Raw genomic sequence first — 10183 nt, forward strand, 5'->3', positions numbered from 1 at the left:
CGGAACGGCTATTTATCCACGTCCAGTTCGGTCGTGACCGAGAGCCACCAGAGGTGCCCCCGACCACGAGCCTCGGTGTGTTCGAGGACTCCTTCCGCGACGAGTTCGTCGAGTTTCTCACCGAGACGCTCACGCGGAACGTCGAATTCGTCCGCGAGATACGTCGTGTTCACCACCGGCGCTGGCGCGTTCCGAATCGCGGCAACGACCTTCTGTCGGTCGATTTCGGAGGGCATGGTGCCGACTCTACGTCGGCCGTAGGCAACTGACGTTCGGCCGAAAACCCTCCGAATCGCTTCCGCTTGTTCGCCCGCATTTGACACCGCCTCTCACACCCGCGAAACCCTTTTGCCCGCAACTCCCGGAGGTGGTATCGGTATGACTGAATTCACGACTACCGGTGGTCGATTTTGGCCGATCACGGCATAGCTCGGTGATTTTCGCGATTCGTTTCCGTCCGCGCTCGGTACCCGCCAGCGACCGCGACGCCCGCATCGAGGAGGTGGCCGATGACTGACATCGACCCGTGGGGCGACGTGGAAATCGCCGATTACGGCGGGACGATGGAACGATTCGGAATCGAACCCATCGATTCAGTCGCCGACAGGTTACCGGACAATCGTCTCCTCCGGCGCGGTATCGTCTTCGGCCAGCGCGGCCTCGAAACCGTCCTCGACGCCCGCGACAGGGGCGACCCGTTCGCGGTCATGACCGGCTTGATGCCCTCCGGAGTTTTCCACTTCGGGCACCTCGCCGTCCTCGAACAGGCGCGCATGTTTCAGGAGATGGGGGCCGAACTCACGCTCTGTGCGGCCGATATCGAGGCCTACGCGACGCGCGACATTCCGCTCGAAGCGGCCCGCGAACTCGTCGTCGAGGAATACCTGCTCAACTACGTCGCGCTGGGTCTCGACCTCGGCGCGACGGACTTTTACTTCCAGTCGGAAGCGGGCAACGACCACCTCGTCCGGAGCAAACTGTTCTCGCGCTACGTCACACAAAACGCGTTCGAGGCGACCTACGGCACCGCAGCCCCCGAAAAAATCGCCTCCGCGCTGACCCAGTACGCCGACATCCTCCGACCGCAGGCACCCGAAAACGGCGGGCCGAAACCGACTGTCGTCCCCGTCGGTATCGACCAGGACCCGCACGTTCGACTGACGCGGGACGTTGCAAGCCGCTACCGCGAGACCGCGTACGTAAAACCGGCGAGTACGTATCATCGGTTCATGCGCGGATTGCAGGGTGGGAAGATGAGTTCGTCGGACCCGGCGAGTCACATCGCGCTCACTGACTCCGTTTCCGACGCGAAACGCAAAATAGACGCGGCCAAAACCGGCGGACGAACCAGCGTCGAGGAACACCGCGAAAAGGGCGGTGTCGTCGAGGAGGACATGGTGTTCGAACTCCTCGCCTTCCACCTTATCGGGGACGACGACGAGTTGGCCCGCATTCGCCGCGAGTACGAGTCCGGCGCGATGCTCTCCGGCGAACTGAAGGAAATCGCAAAAGAGCGCCTCGAGACGTTCCTGCGCGACCATCACGAAAACCGCGAAGAGGCCCGTCCGAAAGTCGAAGCGTATCTCGAAGGGCGGCGGTCGGACGGCGGGTTCGGGGTGGACACCTGATGCGAATCCGGCGACTTCGGGGGTCCGAACTCGTCCAGTTCGTGGACGAACTGTGGCTTCCCTTCGCCCGTGAAATGGCGGCGATGGACGACTTCGACACGCTCGCCGACAGCGGCGTCAGGGAGAACGTCTTCTCCTACGTGAAAGACCGCTTTTCGGACGCCGATATCGCCACGTTCGTCGCCGAGGAAGACGGGTTGGTCGGCTACGTTTCCGTCGAGCGGCGTTCTTCGCCGCCGGTGTTCGCCCGCGGGTCGCGGGGGTACATCGACGGCCTGTTCGTCCGCGAGGACCACCGACAGGAAGGCGTCGCGAGCGCGCTCCTCTCGCGGGCCGAAGCGTGGGCGCGGCAATTAGGATGCGAGTTCGTCTCGTTGGACGTCCACGCGGACAACCACATCGCCCAGTCGCTCTACCGCCGCGACGACTACGTGACGAAACGGTACCGAATGACGAAACGGTTGTAGCCACGATAAGAAAGCTTATACTCGCAGTTCTGACTCGTTAGGTCAATGCCCTCCAGACGTGATATCCTCGCCGCCGTCGGCACCGGTTCGGCCGGTCTCCTCGCCGGGTGTACCGGCGACGACTCGATTCGGGGCGACTGGCATCGCGCTGGCTACGACGACGGGAACAGCGGCGACGCTTCGCAGCATCGCGGGCCGAAATCGAACCCCGTGGTGAAGTGGTCGGCCCACGTTCCCGAAACCTACATCGTCTCCTCGCCCGTCCTCGTGGACGATTCGGTGTTCGTCGGGTACGGCAACGACGAGCTTTCGAGCGGTGCCGAGACCGTCGGCGTGCGCGTTCTCGACATCGAAACCGGCGAGCGGAAAGGCGATTTCGCGGTTACGACGTTCCCACGCAGTGCTACCGAAAACGACGCGACCTATTTCGATTCCGTCGTCCACGCGAACGGAAACCTCTACCTCCACTGCTTCGACGGCCTCCACAGTCTGACCACCGACGGGAAGGAACGCTGGCACGTCCCGATGTACGGCGGGCCGACCGACGGCGGCCTCCGAACGGCCCATTCCGTCGTCACCGACGGACTCGTCTACGCGCCGACGGCGGGTGTCACGGCGGACACGGACGGCCCGAAGGCGAAGGAAGCGCTGTACGCCATCGACGAACTGTCCGGGCAGGTCGTCTGGAGATACGTCCCGCAAACGGACGAACAGGGATGGACGTTTCCGCCAGCGTACGCGAGGGGCGTCGTCTACCTCTCCGTACTAGATTACGGTGTCGTCGCGCTGAACGGCAAGTCGGGCCACATGCTGTGGAAAAAGGAGTTCACGGCCAACGGTCCGCCCGTCTTCGCGGACGGCCGCGTCTTCGTCTCGGCGGAACTACCCGACGGGAAGCCGTTCGTCGTCGCGTTAGACGCGGGGACGGGAGACGAGCAGTGGCGGGTTTCAGGCCGCGGGACGCGGCTCGGCCGCCGATTGGGTGTGGCGGACGGGAGAGTGTACTTCACCGAGAACCTCCGGGACTTCGTCGCGGTGGACGCGACGACGGGGGACGAGCTTTGGCGGTACACCGACCAGTCGCAGACATACTTAGGGACGCCCGCCATCACGGACGACGCGATTTACGCGGCTGTCGTGAAAAATCGGTCGGACGACGGAATCGCCGTCCTCGACCCGGAAACCGGCGAGGAGCAATCGTTTGGCAGCATCGAAAACGGGAACGGTCTCGAATCGTCCGTCGCACTGTCGGACGGCCTCGCAGTCGTCACCGCGAACTCCGACACCGTGTACGCGTTCGAGTCCTGCGGCTTTTCGCTCGCCGGCCACTGTCTGTCCTGACCCGGACGTTTCCGCGGTACTGAAATTTATGCTTCCCGAGAACCCTTCCTTTCACATGTATCTCGCCGACAAGACGTGGCCCGAACTCGGAGATTACGTGGCCGAGGAATCCGTGGCGGTCGTTCCGTTGGGTTCGACCGAACAGCACGGACCGCATCTACCGCTCGCAACGGACCACCTCATCGCCGAGGCGTTAGCCCGCGAAGCGGCGGACCGTGCGGGCTACCTCTGCACCCCGACCATCAACGTCGGCGTCAGCACGCACCACATGCAGTTCCACGGGACGATGTCGGTGGACCCGCCGCAGTTCCGCGATTACGTCGAGAGCTTCTCGCGTAATCTGAATTACCACGGCATCGACCGAATCGTCTACGTCAACGCCCACGGCGGCAACATGCAACACCTCCGCGAAGTCGGTCGTCGCCTGCGCGAGGACGAGGTTGCCTTCGCTGTCGAGTGGATGTGGGACGAGTCGATTCCCGAACTCGTCAGCAGCATCTTCGAACACAACGGGCCGCACGGCGGCCCGAAGGAGACGGCGATGATACTGCACATCGCGCCGGAACTCGTGCGCGAGGACAAGTTGGAGGACGCCCGCGACGGAGGACTGGTTAATCTCTTGGACGGAAACCCCACCGTTCACGGCGCGCGGAACTACTACGACGCCATCGACAACAGCGAAAACGGCGTCTTCGGCGACCAGACCGACGCGACGCCCGAGAAGGGCGCGGAACTCTTCGAGACGGCGACCGAACAGTTGGTTCAGTTGCTCGATTGGTTGGACGACGCGCGGTTTTCGGACCTGATGGCGAAACCGCACGTGGACCCGCAACCCGGCAGTCGGCGAGAGTGACGTTCGACAAGGTGTTCACCAACGTGAAAAAAATTTTACAGACAGAGGTGGAACTGATATTGGTGGTATCCTCTTCGGTCTCGTTGGTGTCGCCTCTCTCCTTCGACTCGCAATTGACCAGTCTCGGGTTCAACGGGGCTCTTTTCCGCACTCATTGGTATCGGCTTTCACGCGCTTGGGGCCGTGAATATTCCCCGAGAGTGTCTACCCCTTGAGAACTCCCGTCGAACGGTAGTTATTCCCGCTATTGCAGTTATCACGTTCGCCATTGAAATCGGCGTGTCTTTCGTAGTGACGTTTTTCGAGCGATTCGCTGCTCCGTTTTGCACAAAGCAGTCGTGGAAACACCGGACCCTGAATGAAAGACCACTGGTGGGAAATATCGGGTGCGACCAACAAAACAGAGAACCCGATGATCGACCGGTGTCAATCGTCGCGACATTTCTGGCAGACATTCTCCTCGAGATAAACCGTGAGTACCGATCTGCCACAGCTAGCACACTCGCCGATGAGTTCGGTGTCCGAATTTTCGGAGTGATGGTCTTTCATACTGCATCAGTCCCCTGCTCCGATTTCTTCGGCGAGGGCAAGGTACTGTTCAAGACGCGGTGATTCGTGATAGTGCACGGTCCCACCGTGCGTATCATACTCGATGACATCGTAGTTGGCGAGTTTCGGGAGGTGGTTGTGGACAAGCGCGATCCGTGCTCGTTCAGGAGACGCGATGGCGTCAACTTCCTTGTGGACGTATTCGACCAACGAGTCGAATTCAGCCGTGTCCGTTCCCTCATCTATGAAAAACTGCACAGCAGCACGTCGAGTGGTATTCGCGAGCAGTTTGCAGACGGTACTAAGCGTGTGGTCTGACGTCGATTGATGATCGTTTTTCGGTGGATGATTCATTGGTCTAGGACTGTGAAAGTGTACGTGATACCAGTGTCTTTGTCTCCAAGTCCGCATAGAGCGAATGGGAACTGATTCGGAGTGTGTCGATACTCATTCGGCAGTGTGATAATAATCACAACACTCTCCTTAGGTCATCGGGCCGTTCGAACAGGGTGTTTAAAAATACAGGGAGTTGGAACCAAGTCAGACAGGCGAAGCGTCTCTTGACGAGCCTAAAAGCGCGTGTTCGAGAAGGGCTTCATTGCCACGCCGAATCAAATCCGAGAGTGACTGCTGACTGATGCCGAACTCGTCCGCTAATTCGGAGAGCGTAACTTGTCGGGGGGTCTGGAAGTATCCTTGCTGGAGTGCAAGCAGAAGCGCATCACGCTGTTTCTCCGTCAGAACGCTTTCCACGAGGTCATCGCCAGCCTCACTGAGCGTGTGCATCTGCCCGAGTGTATACGGAATTTCGTTTTCGCGACAGTGATTATGGAACGTGGTGAGGTCATCCTGAGAGGGAAAGAGGACTTCGAACTCCCAGGTGTGGCTATCATAGCCATAGGCACTCCGGATAATCGTTTCGGCAGTTGTGAAACCTTCGAAAAACCCCCCGTCTGGTATATCCCAGTTCAAGAGATACAAGCGTCGATCCTCGATTTCTTCAATCTCGCTGAATTCGCGGACGTGGTCGTTAGCGCGTACGCGCTGTTCGAACGCATCTAAATCGTCATTCCACGCGAAAAACAAGGGGATCGCATTCGACCCAACGGGGACGATCCGCTCGAATTCGATTTCGATCTCCGAGTCAGCTGTGAGTAAGCGGCCAAGTACGAAGTCCGTGGCTGGGAGTGAGAACTCGACGAGGGTTGCCATTACTTCACGAACAAACTATCTGGTGTCTCTTAGGTCTCTCGGCGGGAACACTGAGCAACGCCACACATATTCTGGTTCGAGATACCGAGGATATTTCACTGCCGCTACTGGTGTTGTCAGTTGAAACTGCCTACCAAATCTCCCGCCACTTTGTGGTTCGTAATAATCGAATAGTCTCTCTGGCAATGCGCGACCGGACAGCCCGCTCCCGTATCGAATGTTGGCCAGCATAGAGTCGATCAACTACCATAACTTTCGCAACGCTGTCAATTTATAGTATAGAGCTCATCGAAGGGACGCGAAGACAACGCTATCGGAAGATAACGTTATGTCACGTATAAAATCACACGTGGGATATGTAATATGTTTATAAATAAGATAGATAGTAGCCGATGAAGTTGGGTCTTATATGGGAGGAACGATCGTCGAAGTCAGTATCGCTGCAGAAGATCTTGCACTCGAGCACACGTTGGCCACTCTCGAAAACGTGACTATCGAAGTCGAACAGACGGTTGCGACCGATCGAGATGGCTTGATGCCATTCATCTGGTTCACCACAGATGATCGTCTTGCACTTGAGTGCGCGTTGGCTGACGACGACAGTGTTACTGACTTTCACCTGATCGCAGATTTCGAGACAGATTCTCTCTATCAACTTGCCTGGAACGATCAAGTCGACCATCTAATTCGGGTTCTTGCCGAAGAAAACGGGGCAGTCCTCGCTGCAACTGGGCAAAGTGGTATCTGGAATCTCCGGTTGTTGTTCGCTGATCATGACGCAGTGCGACGCACATCCGAATACTGTGAAGGGCAGGGGATTTCGTTAGAGATTCAGAATATCCATGAATTCACGAGAGAATCTCAGACCCGATTCGGGCTCACAAAGTCACAGCAACGAGCACTGCAGCTCGCTGCTACTCACGGCTATTATTCGGTGCCTCGCGAAGCCACTGCGGATGACTTGGCTGAAGAACTTGACGTCTCACATCAAGCACTCTCTGAACGACTGCGGCGTGCCCATGGCAATCTCGTCGACCATGTGTTCCTGAATCGAGTCGGTACGCCAGAAGCAGCGGAAACAGGTTCCAGCGAAGATGTGGCCTCCGAGTGAAAACGGCTAGTGTTCTACCGACTCTCAGCGTCGATTGACTCGAGTTCAACCGTCCGATCAGCATGGACAGTGACCTCATAGCCACAGTACTCGAAAATCACTTTTCCATGTCGTTCGGGTTCTCTGTGAAGTGGGGCAAACAGCTTGTCGAGTGCATCTGGATCGATAGCCTCGTATAATGGTGGGCATTCACCCGTATTGGGACCGTCACGGGCAGCGATCGCGGCCTGAATCAACACCACTATTGATGGCTCCCTTACAGTCGTCCGCTTGTCGCTCGGTGTGTTGGTCGTTATCTCTCCCATTCTTTAATCTCTCCCCGGAGTCCTCGTGACTAGTGGGGGTATCCCCATCATGAGCACTCCATACAAAACTCTGGCCTGTAGTTATAAACATCCTCTGGCGGGAGATGAAGGGACAACTTGACTATTCAACCCTTACACGCGCAGATGGAGTGGATCTTCCTTCATCCGATTGAGCAGAGTTAGACCTCGTCTCGTTCTCGCGTTTCGGTCACGGACAGATACTTTTCCAGTTTGGGGTGACCGCAGTACCGAATGGTTCCGTTTTGAGTGTCATATTCGATTACCCCGGTATCGGCCAATTTTGGAAGATGGTTGTGGTGCAATGCAACCCTCACAGCATCGTCGTGGGTATCTTCCACTCTCTCCTCGGCTTCTGATTCGTGCGTTGAAACGAAGGTGACAAGATCGGTGACTGTCGCGAGATCGTCCTCGTTCCGCGAAAGATATGAGAGAATCTGGCGGCGATGAGAATGAGACAGGATATCGAAGATGGTATCGAGGGAAATATCCGGGGATGACGAGCTATCGTTACGCTGGGATGTGTTCGTCGAATCGCAGTCTCGCTGTGAAGTAATCGTCTTGGAATCGGAACGACCAGGTCGATTGCTGTCGTGTGGATTCATAGTACGTTTTTTTGTTGTGAAACCGCTCGGTTGGTATGCCCCGCGTACTGGGTTTACAACGCGCATGAACCCAATCCGAGCGCTCTGGAGAGGATCATCGACTCTTCGCTCTTGAGCATGGCTTGGAGGCGCTTTCTGTCTCGTGGTTCTTCTGTGAAATATAGATGCCACTTCAAAAACCTGGGGGCTGCGTATGCAAGTACCACGATGTATCTTTCTTCAGTGAAGAAACAGAATATCTGTGCTGTCACGACTCGTGATCCAGCAACGGTTTTGAAGCAACCGAGCACGGTGTAGAGGTTCTCAGGAGTGTACACACCATAATTCCCAGCAATCGTACTTGTAGGCACCGAACGCAGTATCTGCCCGGTTTAAAATGACTTGCGTTCATAAGCAGGACATAAAGGGAGTTCCCGATCCTTCTATTCTATTGAATCGAAGCACAACTAATCGGAATCCATGGCAGTCTACTAAAACCACCAGAAATCATGGTCACCACAACAACTACTGACAGTCAATCCGGCGAACTGTGCGAGAACTGTGATGCGATGACGCCGCACCAAGTGACGATAGAGATAGTTACCGAGAACGAGGAGAATTCAAACGCAGCATTCTCCCGAGAGCCCTATCGTGTCACGGAGTGCCAGCAATGTGGCACCACGAGCAAACAGCGCGCAAACAACATGTAGAGTGGTGATGATTCATGTCTAAGACAACTACCCCGAGCCAAACGAAGTCACGAGTCGCAGACACACGATGTCAGAACTGCGGGGGTTTCGTCACCCGTGATTTCGCACGTGTGTTCGGCGATAACCAAAACACCGTGCATGGCTGTTTAGACTGTATGAATGGTACCGACGTAAAGAATGGCCAAGCAACCCACTTGTAACAAATTTATGACCACCGCATGATATCTGGAAAAGCGACCGGAGATCTCGAAAGCATTACCGACAAAGAAACCGACCAGAGGCTTTCGGAAACGGAAATCAATGAATTGCTTGCGAACCCCCGGCGACGAGTGATCCTTTCGTATTTACAAGTACACGATGGCCCGGTCGAAATCGAATCGCTAATCGAACACCTCACGTACCAAGAATTGGAGGGATGCTCGGGAGACAGATCGACTCGACTCTTCGAAGAGATTTCAGAGACTGTCTGGAGCGATCATTTGCCGCTGCTCGCTGAGCACGATGTCATTAAGTACGATCGAGAGAGCGGAAAAGTGCGTGGATGGACCAATGTCGGTCAGCTCACGCACCGCCTGCGAGAGTACGATAGCTGATAGTCATCAATAAGGAAGCTCGTTCATCTACTTCGTCTGTTATCCGACAATAGGAATCAACGCTAGAAACGGGTGTCTCGGAGTCGGTTCGCTGCTGCTTATGATTTTAGGCGGCAGAAACCCGGCTTCATGGTGTTTTGAAAACAGGCCTGGCACGTTTCTAAGCGAGGAGCTTCAGTCCGTGCGTCAGTACCGAAATCGAATTAGTCAGCGTGTGAGGGGGCGGAGTGCGTTGCATTCTTGGCTTCGGTCTGTGGCGTCGACATCGGGGACGAGTCTCGGAGTGGGCGCGGCGAGCGGAGGGCGACGATAGCCAGCCAGATACTGCCGGTGAGGAATGCGCCGAGAGCGGAGAGTGCCATGTCCATGGTGAAGAACGCGGTTGCATAAACGAGGCCGATCACCGCAGAGGGGAAGCTCGTGCTGAAGGGGACGTTTGCCATCGAGTCGCGGAGGGTAGGGAGGAGTGCGATGAGGGAGAAGACGTTTCCAGCGAGGAAGACGAAGTCTTGCCACATCATTGTCGATTACCTTGGTTTCTGTACGCTGCGAGTTGTGTTTGCGTTGCTTTCTGTTTCATCACTACTGGGTAGGGGACAGACGCGGAAAAAACTTACTCAGTCCCGTGTAAATATTTCGTGAACGAGTACCACACTAGACGATCACACATCAAAATCCCTCAGAAGTAGATAATTATAATAGACACAGGAGGTGCTGTACACCACTCAACACGGCAGCTATAGTAGACATTAGAAGTAGTTGCTCACTGTTGGAAGAGATAGCTGGTCGAGAGCGGTATCAATCGCCGTGGT

14 protein-coding genes and 1 pseudogene are annotated in these 10183 nt (G+C 56.3%); 8 read left to right on the forward strand and 7 right to left on the reverse strand.

All coding sequences use genetic code 11. From position 1 onward, the window contains the following. Positions 1 to 8 precede the first annotated feature (8 nt). Positions 9 to 236, reverse strand: coding sequence for a hypothetical protein (locus tag AC1XDK_RS29565; RefSeq protein ID WP_483353610.1), 228 nt, complete (start codon positions 234 to 236; stop codon positions 9 to 11). Between the two features lie 273 nt (positions 237 to 509). Here AC1XDK_RS29565 and trpS point away from each other — a divergent pair, with 273 nt between their 5' ends. The 4 genes from trpS to AC1XDK_RS29585 are packed head-to-tail and all read left to right on the forward strand — an operon-like array spanning position 510 to position 4289. Beyond that, positions 510 to 1628 (forward strand): tryptophan--tRNA ligase, encoded by a 1119-nt coding sequence (gene trpS / locus AC1XDK_RS29570; protein ID WP_483353611.1) that lies wholly within the window; start codon positions 510 to 512, stop codon positions 1626 to 1628. Further along, positions 1628 to 2095, forward strand: a complete 468-nt coding sequence (locus AC1XDK_RS29575; RefSeq protein ID WP_483353612.1) for a GNAT family N-acetyltransferase — start codon at positions 1628 to 1630, stop codon at positions 2093 to 2095. Before trpS ends, AC1XDK_RS29575 begins: the two co-directional genes overlap by 1 nt. Before the next feature lie 45 nt (positions 2096 to 2140). Then, positions 2141 to 3436, forward strand: a complete 1296-nt coding sequence (locus AC1XDK_RS29580; RefSeq protein WP_483353613.1) for a PQQ-binding-like beta-propeller repeat protein — start codon at positions 2141 to 2143, stop codon at positions 3434 to 3436. Positions 3437 to 3491: 55 nt separating this feature from the next. After that, positions 3492 to 4289 (forward strand): creatininase family protein, encoded by a 798-nt coding sequence (locus AC1XDK_RS29585; protein WP_483353614.1) that lies wholly within the window; start codon positions 3492 to 3494, stop codon positions 4287 to 4289. A gap of 555 nt (positions 4290 to 4844) precedes the next feature. Here the strand turns inward: AC1XDK_RS29585 and AC1XDK_RS29590 are convergent. The 3 genes and pseudogenes from AC1XDK_RS29590 to AC1XDK_RS29600 all read right to left on the reverse strand — a co-directional run. Next, complete coding sequence (locus tag AC1XDK_RS29590; RefSeq protein ID WP_483353615.1) at positions 4845 to 5249, reverse strand: DUF7344 domain-containing protein; 405 nt, start codon at positions 5247 to 5249, stop codon at positions 4845 to 4847. A 129-nt stretch (positions 5250 to 5378) separates the two neighbouring features. After that, positions 5379 to 5624 (reverse strand): helix-turn-helix domain-containing protein, encoded by a 246-nt coding sequence (locus tag AC1XDK_RS29595; protein WP_483353623.1) that lies wholly within the window; start codon positions 5622 to 5624, stop codon positions 5379 to 5381. Between the two features lie 63 nt (positions 5625 to 5687). After that, positions 5688 to 6050 (reverse strand): annotated as a pseudogene (locus AC1XDK_RS29600) (helix-turn-helix domain-containing protein); the annotation flags it as partial. A gap of 409 nt (positions 6051 to 6459) precedes the next feature. On the opposite strand from AC1XDK_RS29600, the gene AC1XDK_RS29605 reads away from it, so the two are divergent. After that, complete coding sequence (locus AC1XDK_RS29605; RefSeq protein ID WP_483353616.1) at positions 6460 to 7161, forward strand: helix-turn-helix domain-containing protein; 702 nt, start codon at positions 6460 to 6462, stop codon at positions 7159 to 7161. A 14-nt stretch (positions 7162 to 7175) separates the two neighbouring features. On the opposite strand, the gene AC1XDK_RS29610 is transcribed toward AC1XDK_RS29605, so the two are convergent. Continuing rightward, positions 7176 to 7466 (reverse strand): HalOD1 output domain-containing protein, encoded by a 291-nt coding sequence (locus tag AC1XDK_RS29610; RefSeq protein ID WP_483353617.1) that lies wholly within the window; start codon positions 7464 to 7466, stop codon positions 7176 to 7178. 179 nt (positions 7467 to 7645) lie between these two features. After that, positions 7646 to 8155 (reverse strand): DUF7344 domain-containing protein, encoded by a 510-nt coding sequence (locus AC1XDK_RS29615; RefSeq protein WP_483353618.1) that lies wholly within the window; start codon positions 8153 to 8155, stop codon positions 7646 to 7648. Between the two features lie 422 nt (positions 8156 to 8577). Here AC1XDK_RS29615 and AC1XDK_RS29620 point away from each other — a divergent pair, with 422 nt between their 5' ends. The 3 genes from AC1XDK_RS29620 to AC1XDK_RS29630 are packed head-to-tail and all read left to right on the forward strand — an operon-like array spanning position 8578 to position 9371. Further along, positions 8578 to 8778 carry a DUF7835 family putative zinc beta-ribbon protein gene (locus AC1XDK_RS29620; RefSeq protein WP_483353619.1) on the forward strand — a complete coding sequence of 67 codons (201 nt, stop codon included), beginning with the start codon at positions 8578 to 8580 and terminating at the stop codon, positions 8776 to 8778. Between the two features lie 14 nt (positions 8779 to 8792). Continuing rightward, on the forward strand, positions 8793 to 8978 hold the full coding sequence (locus AC1XDK_RS29625) for a DUF7563 family protein (RefSeq protein ID WP_483353620.1): 186 nt from the start codon (positions 8793 to 8795) through the stop codon (positions 8976 to 8978). An 18-nt stretch (positions 8979 to 8996) separates the two neighbouring features. Next, a complete protein-coding gene (locus AC1XDK_RS29630) occupies positions 8997 to 9371 on the forward strand; it encodes a DUF7344 domain-containing protein (protein ID WP_483353621.1) in 375 nt (124 codons plus the stop codon). Between the two features lie 203 nt (positions 9372 to 9574). Here AC1XDK_RS29630 and AC1XDK_RS29635 read toward each other — a convergent pair whose 3' ends face one another. Next, positions 9575 to 9892: a hypothetical protein gene (locus tag AC1XDK_RS29635; RefSeq protein WP_483353622.1), complete on the reverse strand. Its 318-nt coding sequence runs from the start codon at positions 9890 to 9892 to the stop codon at positions 9575 to 9577. Between the last annotated feature and the right edge of the window lie 291 nt (positions 9893 to 10183).

It is taken from the genome of Haladaptatus sp. HS23, from assembly GCF_056892285.1.